We start from the raw sequence: 18,488 nt of genomic DNA, 5'->3' as shown, positions 1-18,488 counted from the left end.
GCGGCAGAGACGGTAGAATCTCGCCAGGAGAACCCCCTTGGATACGAAGAAAACCTTGCAGGTCGACCTTTTCGGGATCAAGGAGGAAGCGGAACCGGTCGCCCTCTCCGGGGAAGGTGAACGGCTGCCCTCCCAGGCCGGCGGGCCATCGCCCGCCGCCGGTGCCGCGCCCGGCTCGCGCGCGCGCCCGAAGCTGTGGGGCGTGCTGCTGCTAGTCGACTTCATCCTGGTGAGCGTCTTCGGCGGAGCGGTGGCCGCCAAGCTCTACCAGCATCTCTACTCTCCCGTGAGCGCGGCCCCGGCCGCGCCGCGCCGGCCCGCCAAGACCCTGCCTCAGCCCGCGCCTGCCGCCAAGGCGGCGGAACCTCCGCCCGCCGCCCCGGCCAAGGCGCCGGCGCCCGCTCCCGCTACGGCGAACCCCAAGCCCGCCAAGCCCGCTCCGGCGGCGGAGCCCGTCAAAGCCCGGGAGAAGCCCCAACCCGAGGCCAACGTCAAGGCCGCCCAGCCAGCCGCCGCCCCCGGGGACAACCGCCACTCCGTCCCGGTCGAGTTCAAGCTCAAGGCGCCCCGTGCCCGCAGCGTCCAATTGGCCGGCGCCTTCATCGTGCGCGGCGGCCGGCGCGAGATGGTCCACCAGGATGATGGGGTCTGGGCCCTCACCCTCTACTTGCTGCCTGGGACCAACTACCGCTACTGGTTCTGGGTCAACGGCAAGAAGAGGACTCTGGACCCCGAGAACAGCCAAGTGGAGAGAGGCGCCTCGGTCCTGGTCCTGCCCTAGCGCACGCCGGCACTGACGGCCGCCCGCGAGCCCGCCGCATTTACCGAACGTTATTGTTTTTGTAACAAGGCGGTGTTAACCTAAGCTCACGACCGGGCGGGAAATGCCCGTCGCCTATGCCACCCTATAGACTCAGGTTGACTGCCGGGCTCCTCGCTTTGGTGTGCGGATCGCTGTGCATCCGGCCCGCCGCCGCGCAGGTCGTCGTCTCCAGCATCTCCGCCCGCGTCGGGCACACCGCCACGCTGCTCACCAACCGGAACATCCTCATCGTCGGCGGGGCTGACGCCAGCGGCGCCCCCATAACCGACGACGCCGCCAACGGCGTCTACCAGGTCGAGCAGGTCCTAGACAGCAGTTGGACCGTCTCGGCCGCCCACATGGGGGTGGCCCGGACCTCGCACACGGCCACGCTGCTGCCCAACGGGGAGGTCCTGGTGGTGGGCGGCTACAATGGCGGGGCTTTGACCAACGCCGAGGTCTACAACCCGGTCCTGAACTGCTGGCACTACTACGCGACGATCGCCGGCGCCGTCAGGCCGCGCTTCGACCACACCGCGACCCTGCTGTTGAACGGCAAGGTGCTGGTCTGCGGCGGACGAGACAGCCTCAACCCCGCCGTCGCCAGCCTGGCCACCTGCGATCTCTTCACTCCGTCCGCCTCGGCCTCGGCCTGCGGTTCCTCGCCGGGGAGATTCGACCCCACCACGTACCCCATGCAGCAGGGCCGCAGCCTGCACACGGCGACCAAGCTGCCCGACGAGGAGAGCGACAAGGCGATCAATGGGGGCGACGGGGGCCGGGTGCTCTTCACCGGGGGCTACGACCCGACCCTCGGCGCCTACAGCCGCCTCACGACCGCGGAGATATACGACAACGGCGTCTTCAAGTCGGCCTACCCGCTCAGTCAGGCCCGAGCCCAGCACACCGCGACGTTGATGGGCAACGGGAAGGTGCTCATCGTCGGCGGCTTCGGGAACTACGACGGAGTCACTCCCATCAATGACAAACCCATTTCCAAGGAACCATACGTATCCAACACCTTCGGCTACCTCCAATCGACCGAGATTTACGATCCGGTCGGAGACAACATGGTCTATGGCCAGTCCATCACTCCGGCCGGCAGCGCGTTCATCCGCCTCAAGCAGCACTCGGCCACGCTCATTGCCGACGGCTCCGTCGAGGTCCTCGGCGGCCTGGGCAACATCAGCAACTCGTACCCAGACGGCGCCAATGCCGCTTTCTCGACAGTACTGAAGGACGGAAGCGTCGTGACCTACGACGCCGTCTCGTATAAGGTCACCAGCCCATCCTCGGTACTCATTCCGTCCGCGGAATCCCACACATTGACCGATTATGAAGGGACGCTCCATAACGTCGGCGGCGTCATCGCCGAGGGGTCGGTGTATTTCACCCTGAACCCCGACAGTCCCGCTCCCCAGAATCCCCGCGTGGAATTCTCGGACGGCAATAAGATTGCTTTCGATCCCGGCGCACCCGACACCAAGGCCGGGCTCCGGGTCAACCTGGCCAACGCCCAGGTGACCTGCAAAGGCGAAGTCTGCGGCAAGGTCCTCTACCCCTCGTTCAAGCCTGACGACCAGGCCGGGACGGTCACCCTCGAGAAGCCGCCTCGTTGGTCGGTAAAGGCCAACATAACGTCTGGCTCGGTCTACTACGCCAATTTCACTTCAGGTGGTTTTCAAAAAGGCGATACCCATGGCATCACCTCGGGCAGCCTAGTCCTCAATGTCGTGGTCAACAACCTGGGCGACGAATTCAAGGGGGCCAACCTCTCCAATGTCAAGATGACCCTGGATTCCGGGAGAATAATAGGGCCCCCGTTTCAGAATGGTGACTCGACCGTGGATATCGATCTGGCGCCAGTCAACCTCTCCGGCTTGTCCGGCACGGTGGGGGGGAGCTTTGGGAATCTCACGGTCACATTCACCCCCACCGTGACACTAGGGCCCGGGAACGTCACCGGGACAGTGAAACTCACCACCGATTCCGACCACCAACCGATCGACTGGAACCCGATGACGCTGCAGTCGAATGTGGGTTATGACGCCTTGGGGTCCGCAAAAATCACGGACTACTTCGCGGATCAGCTCAACCTGGAGCTTGCGACCTTCAAGGCGGACCGTTCCGTTCTGATCGTCAATCAAATGATCTTCGGCGACCTCGAGCAGTACCAGCCGAACAAGGGACCCGCCAACTGGCTCTATCCCGTTGGCGGCCACGCCCTCATAAATCCAAGGTTCGGGCAGACCCTGACTTTGACTTCGCGAGGCGCCTCCCATTTGATCGGGGGCTGGACCTGCGACCCGATCCTCTGGGGCACGCAAAACCCTCCGGCGGTCACCTGCCCCATGATACCGGTGCCCAACTACACGTCCAGGGTCTGGAACAAATTCAGCTGGGCCCCAGCCAACAACTTCTCGGCGGCCAGCGGCTCCATGAGCGCCAGGCGAGCCTATCACACAGCCACGACCTTGCCCAACGGAAAGATCCTCGTGGCTGGCGGGACGAACGGGCCCAACGTGCTCCAGAGCGCGGAGATCCTCGACCCGAAGACCAAGACCTTCTCCCCGACCGGCATCATGAAGGAGGTGCGCGACCTGCACACGGCGACCTTGCTGCCCAACGGCCGGGTGCTGGTGGCAGGCGGCCTTTCCACCAACAAGCTCTCGACCGGGGCCATCCGAGGGGCGGAGATCTACTATCCGGATACGGGGATCTGGCTGCCCACCGGCGACATGATCTCACCGCGCAGCAACCACACAGCCACGACCCTGCCGGACGGAAATGTCCTGGCGCTGGGGGGCTATGCCAACGGGGTCGTTCAGAAGACGGCGGAGGTGTACTATTCCACGGCCGCGGTCTGGCGCAGAGTCCCCGACATGCCGGAAGGCCGCTGGCTGCACACCGCGACCCTCATGCAGGACGGCCGCGTCCTCGTAGTCGGCGGCCAGAACGAGTCATCGCTCCTGACTACGGTCCAGATCTTCAATTCCGTCAACTCCTGTTGGGAGGGATCCGCCGGCTCTCCCTGTCCGTTCCCCTACAACAACACGCCCGCCCCCCTGCCCGGCGCCCCTACACCTCGCGTGCGCTACCACACCGCCACCTTGCTGATGGACGGCCGCGTCATGCTCGTCGGAGGCAACGACGGGAACTGGGAGATCGGCAACGTCTGGCTCTACGACCCGGCCAAGAACTCCTGGGCCGCGGGGGCACCCCTCGTCGACACTGCGACCAACCTGGGCAAACGGCAGAGCCACACCGCGACGCTCCTGGCCAACGGCACCGTCCTAGTGGCCGGCGGCGCCCGGGCCGCTGCCAACGGCGGCCAGCCCATCGACTCGGTGGAGCAGTATGACCCGGCAACCAATAATTGGGTCATATGGGGCGGCTTGTCCACCGAACGAGCCTACCACACCATGACCATGGCTGTAGACGGGACGCTCTTCGCGATCGGCGGCTCCAACCTCAGCTCCTATCTGAACACCGCGGAAAGCCACGGCCTCTACTCCTCCGGGCTCGATCAGTACAGCGTAGACTATCCTCCCAGCACCCGCCGCAGCCATATCGACGGCACCGACGCGCCGGTCATCGATTCCCGTCCCCGCGCCCTGCCCAGCGTGGGCGACCTCTTCACCACGACCGGTACGCGCTTCCACGGGATGACCGAAGCCTCGGGCGGAGGCTCGAACGCCGCCGACTCCGACCACCGTCATCCTCGCCTCGTCCTGCAAGCCGTGGACGGCTCCGGAGGCGGAGCCTCCCAGAGCAACTCCGGGTTCATCGTGGACCTGAGCACGCGCATCGCCGTCAACGCCGCAAACAACACCTGGAGCCTGACCGACTCATCCATCACGGTGCAGGTGCCCGGGAATCTGGCCGATGCCAACGGCGGCATGCTCATGCCCTACGGCTGGTATCACCTGCGGGCCGGGGCCAACGACCAGCTTTCCGAAAGCTACATGCTCCAAGTCGGGCCCCACCGGCCCCGCACGCCGGTGGACAACCTCAGCGCATATACCCCGTCCCCCAGCCTCAGCAGCGTGGGCACGACTTCCATGACTTTCACCTGGAACACTCCGGCCGGCCTGGTCCCGGGCACCGACTTCGACGGCTACAACGTCTATGTCGCCACGACCGGAGTCTTCATCTCGACCCAGCCCGACAAAGGCGGCGTCGGCGGCTGCCCTGCCCCGGCTACGCCCTGCAACTCCTTCAGTTTCCCCATCTACACACTGTCGTCCAGCTCGATACAAGGGATAAAGGTCATGCCCTACAACATCTCCGGGGACTACAACGGCGCGGCCGTTTCCACGGCCGCCGCCTACACCCTGCCCAACGAGCCCGTGGACGTGTACATCGCCACCACTTCAGCCAACACATTCTTCATAAAATGGAGCACCGCGAACTCCATGGGCGTTCCCTACAACGGCAAGGGCACGCTCTACGAAGTCTACGAAGCCCGGGACTCCCTCTTCAAGTTCATAGTCGACACCTTCAGCCTGACCGAGGGCAACTTCGCCCCGGACTCGCCTCTGGGCCTCAGTCCCAACACCCCGTTCTACTTCCGCGTGCGGGCCTGCAACCTCAACGGCAATCCCTACGGCGAATGCTCGGACTGGGGCCTGGAACGGCCCATCTTCCCTGCGTTGGTCGGCGTCAACAGATACGTCTCCACGCAGACCATGACCAGCCTTTCCGGCTTGTCCGGATCGGCCTACTCCACGGACACCATAAAGTGGTCCTGGACCGCGGCGTCGGGAGGCGTGAATTACAATGTCGTGAATGCGACCATCCCCGCCACCGACCCCAAATACCTCCTGGCCACTGTGTCGGACAACCACTACAGCCAGACCGGCTTGTCGCAGAACACCCGCAGCGTGATCCAGGTCCAGGCGGTGCCCCCAGGCTGGATCCCCGGGGGCTCCCAGGGCCCGCTGTCGGAGGCGGCCACGGCCTACACCCTGGCGAACTCGCCCATCTTCCTCGAACTGAGCTGTCCCCGGGTTGGGGATGACCTCCACGCCATCACGACCGGCAGCATCATAACGGCCTGGGGCACGCGCCCGGGCGGGACCGGCCCGGAGGGGAAGCTCAACCCGGTCACCTACGAAATACAATACGCCTCGGGCCCCTGGAGCCGCACGACGGGAGAATGGCAGCCGGGCATCACGTACAAGACCGTGAGCGTCTTCTACAACGACACGAACCCGAACCACATCTCCACGACCACCATCCTCGGAGAAATCAATCAGGCCGCGCCGGTCTATGTCCGGGCGCGCTCCCTCAACAGCCTCGGTCTGACCTGGGACAAAGCGGTCAACACCGACTTCAGCTACACGGACGAATGGACCGACCTGATCTCGTCCTATGACGCCGTCGGCGCCAGACCCGACGGCGCCGACCGATTCACCTCCACTTTGCCTTTGGCTCCCACCGTATTCTATACCATCCCGCCGACGGGGCCGACGAGCACGACTTTGTGGTGGATGGACCAGATCGCCTGGAACCCCCCCTTGACGCGGATCGGCTATCCCCAAAGCAGCTTCCAGATCCTGCAGACCACCTGCACCGGTTTTGATACCAGCGGCAATCTCCAGCCCGTATTCCGGACCGTCCCATCGAGCGGGCCGGACTGCGGCATCGTGCCCCCGGGCCTCGGCTTCCCGTCCCCCGCGACCGAGAAGAGCAACGGACTGTGGTTCCCCACGAACACCGGGCTGGTTACCAACCTCAAGACCTGGGTCACCTATTATTTCACGATCGACGTCCAGAATCTCCCGCATTGGGAGGGCCCCCTGCCTACTGACCCTCCGGGGGCGGGCCCCCGGGCCAACGTCCAGCAGGACTACCCGACCACGGCTGCGTCGCTTCCTCACTTTTACACCTACATCCCCGGCGTCGTCTCGGGTTCGTTGTCCGTCAATGTCACCGTCAGCACGGGCGGCTCCGTCAGCGGCGGCACGGTGGGCCTCTTCGATCCCAAGGCCAACCCGCCCCAAACGCAGCACGTCGTATCGTTCAGCGCGCCGGGAGGGGCCTTCCCCTCCGACACCGTCGTGACCATCTCGACCTTCTCCCCGACCACCAAGTATCCCAAGCTTCAGGGCATATGCTCTCCCATGATCGGAGAAGTGACGAGCAACCTCTGCGGCGGCGACAACAGACTGGCCTTCGAGATCACCACCGACCCGCCGCTGCAGCCCAAGCTGCCGCTGTATTTCACCGTGACTTACAACGACACGGAGCCCGAAAATACCGCCGACCATATCGCCATAGACAAAAAGCAGGCCGTCCTTCTGCGCTTCGACCCCGCCAGTTGCAAGTGCGTGCCCTTGCCCAGCTTCGTCTCGGCCTCCACGATCACCGCGACGCTCAACCATCTCTCCATCTTCCAGGTCGGGACCTGGCCGGCCGCCACGACTCCCGAGTTCATGCGCATCTACCCGAACCCCTACTACACCTCCCGCGAGGCCTGGCTGACCATCGACGGACTCCCCGCCGCATCCCGGGTGCGGATATTCACCCTGCGCGGCGAGATGGTCCTCGACAGCAGCGCCGACGGCAACGGCATCTTCACCTGGAAGGGAGCCAACCGCGGCGGCCGCGCCGTGGCCAGCGGCGTCTACCTGGTGGTCGCCGAGGGCAACGGGATCAAGGCGGTACGCAAGCTGGCTGTGATCAGATGAACGCCGCGAGCGCTGGACGGCGACGGCCCGGCAACAGGCGAGGCTTGGCGCCCGCCTTGCTGGCGGCCGCGGCGGCCTGGGGGCTCTGGGCCGCGCCGGTCCGCGCCGCCACCGATTTCTCCTCCTCGGCCATCGGGACCGCCGGCTCCGAGTTCCTGCTCTTCGACATCGGCGCGCGCGGCATCGCCATGGGCGGCGCCTACACCCCCGTGACCGACGACGCCTATTCGCTCTACTGGAACCCCGCCGGCCTGGCCAAGATCCCGCGGCTCTCCGCGGCCACCATGTACTCCCTGTACGTCCAGGACATCAGCTACCAGTCGGCGTCCTACGCCCAGCGCATCAACGACAGTTCCGTGGTGGCCGGGGGCTTCCGCTACCAGGACCTCGGATCCATCGCCCGGACCGACAACAGCGCCAGCCCGGTCGGCAGCGGCTCCTTCCATCCCCGCAACTACGTCTTCGAGCTGGGCTGGGGCCAGTCGGTCTACGACCTTTCGGACAGCGAGTTGGACCTCGACATGGGCGTGACCGGGCGGTGGATCCATTCTGAAATGGTCGAGAGCGCCGACGGCTTCGGCGGAGACCTCGGCTTCCAGGCCCATTTCTACAACAACGTCCTGCCCTATGACCTGGCCACCGTGGTGCAGAACGTCGGCGTGGGACAGAAATTCGACCGGACCCGGGACACCTTGCCCACGCGGGTCAGGTTCGGAGGAGCCATCCGCCCCGCGCGCGGCTTCACCTTGTCCCTGGAGGGGATCGTTCCCGTCAACAACTCTCCGGCCGCCGCCGCAGGCTGCGAGTACGTCTGGGAGGTGGACAAGACGGTCAAGGCGATGATGCGCGGCGGCTTCAACAGCCTGAACATCAACGACCTCGACGTCATGTCCGGCATCAGCATGGGCCTGGGCTTGACCGTCGCCGATTTCACCTTCGACTACGCCTTCGTGCCCATGGGAGTTTTGGGCTCCTCGACGCACCGCTTCTCGGTCAGCTTCAATCTGCCGGCCAAACTATCCCACCGGTACCGCGAACGGTGAGGCCCTGGGGAGCCCTGTCATGAGCGAAGCCGAACCTGACCGAGAGCCTGCGCCTCCGCCCGCCCCACCCCCGGCGCCTCCGGTCCCGCAGCCGGTGCCGCCGGTGCCGCCGCCGCCGGGGATGGTCCAGCCGGCGGTGCCGCACGTGCCGCTGACTCCCATGATGGATTTCTTCCAGCGGCGCCTGGAGGCTATGGAGCGGGAGCTCAATGCCGAGCGCCAGCGCGCGCAGGCCGCGCAGAACCTGCTGGGCCAGCAGGACGCCATGCGCTCCGAGGTCGAATCCAGCCTCAAATCCCTGCACGAGCAGCTGCGCCGCGAGAAGGCCGAGAAGGAGACCGAGTCCGAGAAGTCCCATTCCCGCGGCCGCATCGACGCGCTCGAGAAGCGGCTCGACGAGATGCACCAGACCTGGGCGGCGCTGCTCAAGGATGCCGTGGCGGCGCGCGAGGGCCAGGACCATCAGGCCGCCGTGGCCCAGGCGGCGCTGGGCCGCGAAGTCGGGGCCGCGGCGGACGGCCTGCGCGACCTCAAGGCCCAGGTCGAGGCCTGGCGCTCGGAGGTCTCCAGCGTGCCCCAGGCGGGCGCGGCCTTGGGGCAGCTCGCGCGCGAGCTGCCCGAACGCGAGCGGCGGCTCCTGACCGACCTCCAGGACCGCCTGACCGCGTTCGCAGCGGAGCTGGCCGATCGGCTCTCCGCCTGGGAACAACGTCACGGCCAGGAGGCGGAGCGGCAGGACGCCAGGCTCTCCGAGTTGGGCCGCGAGCGCGCCGCCCTCCAGAGGCAGTGGGAGGAGGCCAACCACGCGGTCCGCCAGGAATTCCTCCAGGAGCGCATCGCCCGCGAGGAGACCTTGGCCGGGAACATCGCCGAGGTCTGCCGGAGGCTCGACGCCGTGGCGGCGGGCGAGACCAAGTCCGAGGCCGCGGCGGCCCGGCTCAAGGAAGAGGTCGGCCGCATCTTCGCCCTGCTCAACACCCCGCCCAAGGCCAAGGACGAGCTGGTCGCGGAGCTGGAGCGCGAGAAAGCCGAACTGCTCAAGGCTCTCCAGGAACGCAGCGACCTGCTGGCCCGGTACATGTCCGAGCGCGGCGAAGCCGAGAAGACCATGGGCGCGAGCCTGCTCGGACTCAGCGCGAAGCTCGACGCCGAACGCGACCGCGGCCGCGAGCTGCAGGGCCGCGTGGCCGAGCTGGAGCTGCAGTCCAAGGCGGAAGCCGGCCGCGCCGACCGGGCGGCCGCGGACCGCGACCGGATCTCCGCCGCGCTGACCGCCGAGCGGGACAGCCTGGCCCGCTCGCTCGTGGCCGAGGCGGAGAAGGTCCGCCTGCAGGTGGACGGCCGCGCCCAGGCCGAGTCCGATTGGATGGCCCGACTCCAGGAGCTTCAGAAGCGCCTGGAAGCCGAGCTCGCCAAAGGCGGCGAGCTCGCCGCCGCGGTCACCGAACTGCGCGCGCAGGTCGCGACTTTGACCGAGCACATGACCAAGACCCTGCAGGAGAAGGACGCGGTGGTCGGCCGCTTCGGCGGCTGGGGCCCGGAGCGGGAGAAGCTCCTGCAGACCATCCGGGAGAAGGACGAGATGATATCCCTGATCTCCTCGACTTTCCAGGGCTTGCTGAAGAAGGAATGACGGGTGGCCACCCCAACGGAACCGGCGCCCCCTCATAGGGGGCGCCGGTGGCGCGTCGCCTAGGGCGACGCGCTCGTTGAAAATAGTAGACTCTCCGGCGTGCCTCGCTGGTTCTGGCTGATCTTGGCCCTGACCGCCACGGCCCCGTTCTGGGACCTGGGACACCCTCTGCTCGAGGTGGACGACGCGCGCTACGCCGAGGTGCCGCGCGAGATGGCGCTGGGGGGGGACTGGGCCACGCCCCACCTCAACGAGCTGGACTACGTCGAGAAGCCCCCCCTATGGTACTGGGTCTGCGCCGCCTCCTATAAGATCTTCGGCGTCAGCGAGGCCGCCGCGCGCCTGCCGCTGGCGCTCTTGGCCCTGCTGGCGCTGCTGGGCACGGCTTGGCTGGGCTCCTGGCTCTACGGTCCGCGCCAGGGCTGGACCGCGGCGGCGCTGCTGGGGTCCTCCATGCTGTTCTTCGCCCTGACGCATTTCATAACCCCCGACCTGGGGCTCACGGTCTGGCTGCTGTGGTGCACGGCGCTGCTGCTGCGCTGCCTCCTGCGGCCCGAGGACTCGGCCTGGGCCGCGCCGGCCGCCTGGGCCTGCGCCGGCCTGGCCTTCCTGAGCAAGGGCCTCGTCGGCCTGGTCTTCCCATTGGCCTGGGCCGCCGCCCTCTGGCTGCTCTGCGCCGAGTGGCGTCCGCGCCTGCGCGCCCTGCTGCGGCCCGGCGGGCCCGCGTTGTTCCTGCTCCTGGTCGCGCCCTGGTTCGTCTTGATGGAACGGCGCCACCCGGGTTTCCTGCGCTTCTTCTTCTATGAGCACCACGTCCTGCGCTTCGCCACGCAGAAGTTCGACCGCTACAACCCGTGGTATTTCTTCCTTCTGGTGCTGCCCGCGGGGCTCCTGCCCTGGACCCCGGCCGTGGCCGCGGGCCTGGGCCGGACGCTGGGTGATTGGCGCCGAGGCGACAAACGCGCCGCGGCCCTGGCGGCCTGGGCCGTCCTGGTCACGGCCTTTTTCTCGGGCTCGCGCTCCAAGCTCCTCACCTACATCCTGCCGGTCTTCCCGCATCTGGCCGTGCTCGGGGCGGCCGCGGTCGTTGAGAAGCCCCTCTGGGCCAAGCGCCTGGGAGCCGCCATCGGCGCGCTGCTGCTCATCGCAGCCGCGGCGGCCGTGCCGGTCTGCCGCCTCGTTCCGGCGGGGGAGCTCCCTTTTCCCGGCGCCCCGGCCTTGGCCGCGGCGGCGCTGACGGTCCTGGGGGCGGCGCTGCTCTGCTGGAGCCGGGAGGTCCAGCCGCTCCTGACCGGCTGCGCCGCGGGGCTGCTGGTGGGCGGGCTGGGCCTCGTCGGGATGCGCGCTGCGGCCGAGTCTTTGAGCGCCCGCGGCTTGGCCGCCGCGATCTCCAGCCGCCGCGGGCCGGCCGACCTGGTCTACGTCTACGGCACCTATCCGCACGGCCTGCCGTTCTACACCGGCCGGCGGGTCGACCGCATGATCCAATGGCACGGCGAGCTGGAATACGCGGACCGGGACGAACGCATCAGAAAGGAACGCTTCGGCGGACCCGAGTTCATCTCGGCCCTGCCTTTGGCGGACCGCCGCGTCTTCACGGTCTGCCTGCGCCGCGATGCGGCCATCGTCCTGAGCCTCGTGCCGGCGGGCAAGGTCCGGCTGGCGCAGGCTTTCGGGCGCTGGGCCCTGGTGGAGTTCTAGGGGCGCCTACTGGGCCGGGGGCGGCAGGGGACCCGCGATGCGGACCCGGGTCCTGGCCCGATCCTTGGCCACGCCCGATATCCGGTACTTGCCCACGCCCAGCTCGATGCGGAAGAGGTTGGGGTCGAAGATATCCGCCATGGCCTTCCTGAATTCCGCCGGGTCGCCGCTGGCTTCCACCAGATCGGGCAAGGCGCTGGTGTACGTGCCGTTCTTGGCCTTGTAAGCCTCCTCGATCTGGGCCATGATCCTGAGGCCCTCCTGGGCTTTCTGCACGGCGAGAAGATCGGAGGGCAGGGGCTTGTGCAGGTCGTAGTAGATGTTGCCGAAGAAAAGCGCGCAGATCGCGCAGGCCGCGGCCAGGAACAGGATGAAGGCCTCGGCGGGATCCTTGGCGTGGGCCTCCACCACCAAGGCCCCGGAGAGGATATCGTGCAAAGTGCGCGACTGGGGGTGCAGGAAAGCGATGAGGAACCCGAGATTGCACAGCGGCATGCTGATGAAGTAGCCGACGGCGCGCGCCAGGCTGCGCGCCAGGCCCAAGGGCCTGCCGTCCAAGCGCACCACCTTGAGCCCCATGAGCCTCTTGCCCACGGTCCCGCCAATCAGGTTCCCGACGAACTGGTACGCCAGAGACAGACCGGCCCAGAGCGCCCCTATCCGGAAGAATGTCGCCTGGGCGATCGGTCCGGGGTGGAGCTTGTACCCGATGAAGAACATGCTGGCGATGAAGCCGCCCAGGAACGGCGCCAGGTCCAGCAGGAAAGCGACGAAGCGGTCGCTGACCTTGGCCGGTGCCAGTTCCACCTCGCCGCCCGCAGGGGGCGCCGCGGCGAAGCCGGACACGGGAGAGGTCTCAGCCATGGGGAAAGTATAGACTCTGGTGGGGGGGGGAATCAAGCGGATTTCAGACCCTCAGGTCCTCCGTCCCACCTCCCTCTAGGCCGTTTGCTTGTCATAATAGGGCCACAGGACCCGTTCAAATATGTTCTTCGCCGTCTACAATGATACCTATGGAGACCAAGACGCCTTTGTCCACGCGGCTCATCTCTGCCATCCTCTGCGGCGCCGTGCTCCTGGCCTGCCCCGGCCCCAGCGCCTACGCAGCCGCCGGTCAGATCGTCTCGGTCCAGGTCAACGCCCCGGTCAGCGCCCCGGTCGGTGCCGGGCTCGGCAAGACGACTTTCACCGGGACCCTCGACGCGCGGCAGACCGGGTTGACCACCAGCCTCTCCGGGATACTGGCCCCGGCCCCGGCAGCCCCCACGGTTTCCGTCCAGGACATAAGCGCTCCTCAGACTCCGGTATCCCTCGCCGCCCCGGCTTTGTTCGAGACTGTCGCGGCCCCGGCCGCTGAGGGCATCCGGACCGTCATACCAGCCGCGGCTCCGGCCGACAGCGCCAAGATCGCGCCCGCCGAGACCCCGGAAGGCGGGACCGTCGCGCAGGCCGAATCCATCGCGGCCGAGCCCGGGCGCCTCGCGGCCCCGGCCTCCCGCGTGCGCACAGGAATCATCGGCACGCTCAAGTCCCTCTTCTCCTCGCGCAAGAACGCCGGCGCGCTCCCCGCCGCCGTCGACGCCTCGCCGGCTGGTCCCGTTCAGATCTCAGAGAAGTCCGCCGCGACTTTGACCCCCAGCGCCCCGACCACGCAGGCCGACGGCAAGAAGGCGTCCCTCCCGGCGCCTGCGGCCGACGACACCCCCAAGCCCGAGCCGGGCGCCAACCGCTGGGCCACTTTCTTCATCGTGAGCTTGGTCGTGGCCCAGGTCGGGCTGGAGGCCTTCTCCGCCTCTTACGGCCAGTGGGTCAAGATGAGCTTCGGGGTGGACAAGCTCGCCTCTCTGCAGACCATCTCGCTCTTCGCCAGCCTCGCGGCCGGCTACATCGGCGGCGTGGCCGCGGACAAGCTCGGCCTCAAAGTCACCTACATCGGGGCCTCCCTATTGGGCGCGGCCTGCACCACCGCCATCCTGATGCTGTTCAGCTGGCACATGCTGCCCTTCGCGGCCCTGGCCGGCCTGGCCGCCTTCCGCACCGTGCTGGGCACCATGCAGCGCACGGCCGAGCAGACCATCCCCATCTCCATCTTCAAGGGCAACAAGGACTCCCTGGAGAAATTCAATTCCATCTCCCAGTTCATCCTCGAATTCGCGGGCATCGGCGTGCCTTTCGCCATCAACTCCCTGCTGGGCGTGCTCGGCTTCGCCGGCACCATGTGGATATTCCCCGTGACCGTGGCGGCCGCCATGCTCATCTTCGGGGTCTTCACCAAGGTCCCCGACTACAAGCCCGCGCAGAAGAAGACCGCGGCTCCGACTGCGGCCGAACGCGACCCGGTCATGCTCAAGCTCGCCAGCCTGGCCTACCCCGCTTTCGTGCTCATGAACGTCCTGCTCTACAGCATCCTGGCTCTGGGCTACGGCAACTATATCAGCCCCGGCAACGACGCCCTGGCCGCCGGGATCACCGGCAAGATCGTCAGCCTCTACAGCTTCGGCGGGCTGCTCGCCGCCGCCTTCCTCAGCGGCATTCCCCAAGCCGCCTGGGCCTGGCTCAAGAAGGTCTTGGGCAAGGACACGGCCGCCCCGCGGACCGCCGACCTGGAGCCCGCGGCCGCCAAGAAGGCCGACCTCAAGAACCTCAGCCTCTGGGTCCGCCTCGGAGCCCTGGGGCTGCTCGGCTTCGTCCCCTTCCTGTTCGCCAACCCTCTGTGGGCATTCATCGCCATGGTCCCCTTCGGCATCACGAGCGTCATGGCCCAGCTCAAGACGCTCTCCCAGGTCCAGGCCAACGTCCCGCCCGAGAAGAAAGGCAAGGTCATGGGCGGACTGCGCACCGCCATGACCCTGGCCGCAGCCGTAGGGACCTTCGCCTTCGGGCAGCTCTTCAAATTCTTCCCGGCCAGCACCGTGCCCTTCATGATCATGCTCGGGGTGCTGGGGGGCCTGGCCGCCTTCTACCTGTGGATCGCCGCGCGCATCAGCAGGCACGAAGCCTCCATAAAGTAGCAGACCCTCGCATCCCGCCGATTGAATCCCGCCGACCGGGGATGGGGCTTAAGGCCTAATCGGCCCTGGGCCTATGGGCCCTCCCCTGCCTGGGCCCTTGTGTTACACTGAGCGTAGGTCCCATGGTCACCCGAAAAGTCCCCGAAGTCCTACCCCGAAATCCCGAGCTTACGGAGGTCCCAATGTCGATGTTGCGCCGAGGAGCGACTTTGGTCGCCCTGCTGCTGCTGGCCGCCGCCACATCCTACGCGCAGAAGAAGGAGGAGCCCAAGTTCTCCATACTTGAGGTCCAGGCCGCGCAGGAAGACCCGAAGGCGTACACCATAGACGAGGCCTCGATCCGCATCCAGAACCTCGGTCCCGTGGTCAGCCCCAAGCAGATCGGGCTGCCCGAGAATAAGAACCCCGCCAAGCCCGGGAAGGAGCCCTTCCGGCCCGGCCCAGACGGGGGCTCAGACGGGCCCGACCCGCTCGTGCTCATCGACCAGATCATCAACCTGGGCCAGAAGATCTGGGCCATCGTCGAGGCCAACAAGCCGGTGGTCAACATCCAGACCCAGTACGGCACCGCCACCCCGAAAGGCGTCGACCACTGGACCCAGCTCGCGGGCTGGAAAGCCCCGGAAGGCACGGTCTACGGCTTCTCCGCCAAGAACGCCTACGGGGCCACGGTCATCAACGTCCGCTACCAGGTGCTGCGCACCTGCGGCGGCAACTACAACGGCAAGGGCAAGTATCTCACCGCCGTCACCATCGACCCCCTGACCGTGGACGTGCTCTGGGGCTACAAGTTCAACCTCAGCGTGGAGATACCGGACTCCAGCATCGCCAACGCGGGCACGACCGAGAACCCCGTGGCGGCCATGCAGCCGCTGGTCAAGTGGACCATCGCCACCGTCATCAAGGAATCGAACGGCCGCAGCTCGTACTACGTGCGGGGCGACGGCCTGTTCCAGGAGACCGGCGGGCCGTTCGCGCGCAATTACGAGGACGGCGTCGCCAAGGCCCTGGACAACGCGGCGAAGTCGCAGCTCTAGCCGCTCTGGAAGCACGACCCTCAAAGCCTGCCCTTTCCCCGGACCCCGGGGGAAGGGCAGGCGTTTTGCGGGCCAAGCCGACAAGGCCATGGCCTCTTTTGATATCATTTCTCAACAGGAATAGATTATCGCAAGGAAGGAATCATGAAAGTCGAGATACTCAAGCAGTTCAGCGTATTCATGCCCAACCGGCCCGGCGCGTTCAGCGGCCTGGCCCGGGTCTTCTCGGATAAAGGCATCAGCATCAAGGGCCTGGCCTCGGAGGTGCGCGATGATTCCGGAGTGGTCCGCATCGCCGTGGCCGCCGACGCCGACGTCTCGGCCATCCTCTCCCAGGGAGGCTTCTCCAGCGTGGAGACCAACCTCCTGTCCGTAGAGCTCGAAGGGACCCCCGGCGAGCTGCACCGCATCGCCAAGACCCTGGCCGACGGCAAGATCAACATCACGACGGTCTACGGCAGTTCCGGCCACAGCGGCGGCATCTCGCGCATCCTCATCGCGGTCGAGAACGTCCAGAAGGCCCGAGGCCTCCTGGAGAACCTCTCTGCCGCCCCAGCCAGCCCCAGTTGAGCGCCGGCCCGCCCCAGGCCGCGCCTTGAACGGCGTGCGGCTTTATGTTTTAATCGAGGAGGAGACCGAACCCGGATGAAATTCCTGCTGATGACCGTGGTCCTCTGCGTGGCGGGCTACTTCGCTTGGCAGCAGTTCAAGCCCAAGCCGTTGCCGCCCCCGCCGCCCCCGCCGCCGGCCATCCTGACCGAGCCCGCCCCGCTCATCACACCGGAGGAGCAGACCAAGATCATCAAGTCCGCCAACGACACGAACCCCGAGGTCCGCTGGCAGGCCATCCTGTTCCTCGACAAGATGCGGGTGCCCGCGTTCTTCGACGTCGTGTTCGAAAGGATGCAGAAGGATCAGGACCTCGAAGTGCGCCTCAAGATCATCACCTTGCTCGGGCAGCGCGGCTCGGACAAGCGCATCGCGGAGATCTCGCAGCACCTGGTCGCGGCGACCAAGGACTCGGTGCCGGAAGTCCGCATGGCGGCCCTGCAGGCTCTCGACGCCCTCGGCGACTACTCCGTGGGGTCTGTGGTCACCGATTCCCTCAAGGACGGCGACGAACGGGTCCGTCTGCAGGCCCTCAAGACCCTCAACAACCTGCAGGAGAAGAAAGCGGCCATGATCGAGGCCGAGAGGAAGCGCCAGGAAGAGCTGCGGCTCAAGGCCGAGGAAGCGGCCAAGAACAAATGATGGCTCCCTGATCCCGCGCTGACCCCAGCCCGGGCCGCCGCGCGCGGGCAGCCCGCCGGTCTGAAGCGATCCTGAATCCGGAAAGAGAGGACACCCACCATGGAACTCGGAATCAAAGAGATCAACAAGAAGGTCTCCGAGGAAAGCCTCTTCGTGGCCGAACTCAAGCGCGAGATCGCTCGCGTCATCGTCGGCCAGGATGAGGTCATCGACCGCATCCTGACCGGCCTGCTGGCCAACGGGCACATCCTCATAGAGGGCGTTCCCGGCCTGGCCAAGACCCTCACCATCAAGACTTTGGCCCACTGCGTCGAATGCGGGTTCTCCCGCATCCAGTTCACGCCGGACCTGCTGCCGGCGGACTTGACCGGGACCCTGATCTTCAACCCCAAGGACTCGAACTTCTCGGTCCACCAGGGGCCGCTGTTCTCCAACATCATCCTCGCCGACGAGATCAACCGGGCCCCGGCCAAGGTGCAGAGCGCTCTCCTGGAGGCCATGCAGGAGCGCCACGTCACCATCGGCAACTACACCTATCCCCTGCCGGAGCCCTTCGTGGTGCTGGCCACCCAGAACCCCATCGAGCAGGAGGGGACCTACCCCCTGCCCGAGGCCCAGGTGGACCGGTTCATGCTCAAGATCCGCATCACCTACCCGTCCAAGGCCGAGGAGCGAACGATCCTGGAACGCATGACCGCCCTGACCGTGCCGCAGGCCTCGAAGGTGGCCAAGCCGGCGCAGCTCAACCGCGCGCGGCAGATCGTATCCGAGATCTATCTCGACGAGAAGATCAAGACCTACATCCTGGACCTCGTCTTCGCGACCCGGGATCCGGAGGCGCACAAGCTCGCCAAGCTCAAGCCCCTCATCACCTACGGGGCCAGCCCCCGGGCCACCATCTATCTGGCCCAGGCGGCGAAGGCCTTCGCATTCCTCAACGGCCGCGGCTATGTCACTCCCGAGGACGTCAAATCCATCGGGGCCGACGTGCTGCGCCACCGCATTCTCGTGAGCTACGAGGCCGAAGCCGAGAACATCTCCTCCGAAGAAATCATCCGGACCCTCTTCGAGAGCGTAGAAGTCCCCTGACCTTCGTCGCCCCGCATCCGGCGCTCCGATGATATCACCAGAACTCCTCGCCCAGGTCCGGCGCATCGAGATCATGACCGGGCGCCTGGTGACCGAGACGCTGGCCGGGGAGTACCTCAGCGTCTTCAAGGGCCGCGGCATGGAGTTCGCCGAGGTGCGCGAGTACGTGCCCGGCGACGACGTGCGCACCATCGACTGGAACGTGACGGCCCGCACCGGGCGCCCTCAT

The 18,488-nt window shown here is 66.7% G+C and carries 12 protein-coding genes; 11 read left to right on the top strand and 1 reads right to left on the bottom strand.

What is annotated here, in order from left to right; translation table 11 throughout:
* The first annotated feature begins 37 nt into the window (after nt 1-37).
* From NTY77_01500 to NTY77_01480, 5 genes are all read left to right on the top strand, one after another.
* The gene (locus tag NTY77_01500) at nt 38-781 is read left to right on the top strand and encodes a hypothetical protein (GenBank protein MCX5794156.1); all 744 of its coding nucleotides are present in this window, start codon (nt 38-40) and stop codon (nt 779-781) included.
* 137 nt (nt 782-918) lie between these two features.
* Entirely contained in the window at nt 919-7,494 is a 6,576-nt protein-coding gene (locus NTY77_01495) for a hypothetical protein (protein ID MCX5794155.1), read from the top strand.
* Complete coding sequence (locus tag NTY77_01490) at nt 7,491-8,537, top strand: PorV/PorQ family protein (GenBank protein MCX5794154.1); 1,047 nt, start codon at nt 7,491-7,493, stop codon at nt 8,535-8,537. Before NTY77_01495 ends, NTY77_01490 begins: the two co-directional genes overlap by 4 nt.
* 19 nt (nt 8,538-8,556) lie before the next feature.
* Nucleotides 8,557-10,170 (top strand): hypothetical protein, encoded by a 1,614-nt coding sequence (locus NTY77_01485; GenBank protein ID MCX5794153.1) that lies wholly within the window; start codon nt 8,557-8,559, stop codon nt 10,168-10,170.
* 99 nt (nt 10,171-10,269) lie between these two features.
* Nucleotides 10,270-11,871: a glycosyltransferase family 39 protein gene (locus tag NTY77_01480; GenBank protein ID MCX5794152.1), complete on the top strand. Its 1,602-nt coding sequence runs from the start codon at nt 10,270-10,272 to the stop codon at nt 11,869-11,871.
* A 6-nt stretch (nt 11,872-11,877) separates the two neighbouring features.
* Here NTY77_01480 and NTY77_01475 read toward each other — a convergent pair whose 3' ends face one another.
* Complete coding sequence (locus NTY77_01475; GenBank protein MCX5794151.1) at nt 11,878-12,735, bottom strand: RDD family protein; 858 nt, start codon at nt 12,733-12,735, stop codon at nt 11,878-11,880.
* Between the two features lie 149 nt (nt 12,736-12,884).
* Between NTY77_01475 and NTY77_01470 the strand changes: the two genes are divergently transcribed.
* The 6 genes from NTY77_01470 to NTY77_01445 all read left to right on the top strand — a co-directional run.
* Nucleotides 12,885-14,882, top strand: a complete 1,998-nt coding sequence (locus NTY77_01470) for an MFS transporter (protein ID MCX5794150.1) — start codon at nt 12,885-12,887, stop codon at nt 14,880-14,882.
* A gap of 182 nt (nt 14,883-15,064) precedes the next feature.
* Complete coding sequence (locus NTY77_01465) at nt 15,065-15,919, top strand: hypothetical protein (GenBank protein MCX5794149.1); 855 nt, start codon at nt 15,065-15,067, stop codon at nt 15,917-15,919.
* A 144-nt stretch (nt 15,920-16,063) separates the two neighbouring features.
* Entirely contained in the window at nt 16,064-16,489 is a 426-nt protein-coding gene (locus tag NTY77_01460) for an ACT domain-containing protein (protein ID MCX5794148.1), read from the top strand.
* 75 nt (nt 16,490-16,564) lie between these two features.
* Nucleotides 16,565-17,170 carry a HEAT repeat domain-containing protein gene (locus NTY77_01455; GenBank protein MCX5794147.1) on the top strand — a complete coding sequence of 202 codons (606 nt, stop codon included), beginning with the start codon at nt 16,565-16,567 and terminating at the stop codon, nt 17,168-17,170.
* A gap of 99 nt (nt 17,171-17,269) precedes the next feature.
* Nucleotides 17,270-18,259: a MoxR family ATPase gene (locus NTY77_01450; protein ID MCX5794146.1), complete on the top strand. Its 990-nt coding sequence runs from the start codon at nt 17,270-17,272 to the stop codon at nt 18,257-18,259.
* A gap of 28 nt (nt 18,260-18,287) precedes the next feature.
* A partial coding sequence (locus NTY77_01445) for a DUF58 domain-containing protein (protein ID MCX5794145.1) occupies nt 18,288-18,488 on the top strand: 201 nt, incomplete at its 3' end.

It is taken from the genome of Elusimicrobiota bacterium, from assembly GCA_026388095.1.
Taxonomy (GTDB): Bacteria; Elusimicrobiota; Elusimicrobia; order UBA1565; family UBA9628; genus UBA9628.
The sequence above is the reverse complement of the archived record's forward strand: the minus strand, read 5'-3'. Positions and strand labels throughout refer to the sequence as shown.

Bases quoted from the DNA above. Each gene is read 5' to 3' on its own strand.
- NTY77_01490 (MCX5794154.1), top strand. From the start codon at position 7,491: ATGAACGCCGCGAGCGCTGGACGGCGACGGCCCGGCAACAGGCGAGGC.
- NTY77_01485 (MCX5794153.1), top strand. From the start codon at position 8,557: ATGAGCGAAGCCGAACCTGACCGAGAGCCTGCGCCTCCGCCCGCCCCA.
- NTY77_01475 (MCX5794151.1), bottom strand. From the start codon at position 12,735: ATGGCTGAGACCTCTCCCGTGTCCGGCTTCGCCGCGGCGCCCCCTGCG.
- NTY77_01470 (MCX5794150.1), top strand. From the start codon at position 12,885: ATGGAGACCAAGACGCCTTTGTCCACGCGGCTCATCTCTGCCATCCTC.
- NTY77_01465 (MCX5794149.1), top strand. From the start codon at position 15,065: ATGTCGATGTTGCGCCGAGGAGCGACTTTGGTCGCCCTGCTGCTGCTG.
- NTY77_01460 (MCX5794148.1), top strand. From the start codon at position 16,064: ATGAAAGTCGAGATACTCAAGCAGTTCAGCGTATTCATGCCCAACCGG.
- NTY77_01455 (MCX5794147.1), top strand. From the start codon at position 16,565: ATGAAATTCCTGCTGATGACCGTGGTCCTCTGCGTGGCGGGCTACTTC.
- NTY77_01450 (MCX5794146.1), top strand. From the start codon at position 17,270: ATGGAACTCGGAATCAAAGAGATCAACAAGAAGGTCTCCGAGGAAAGC.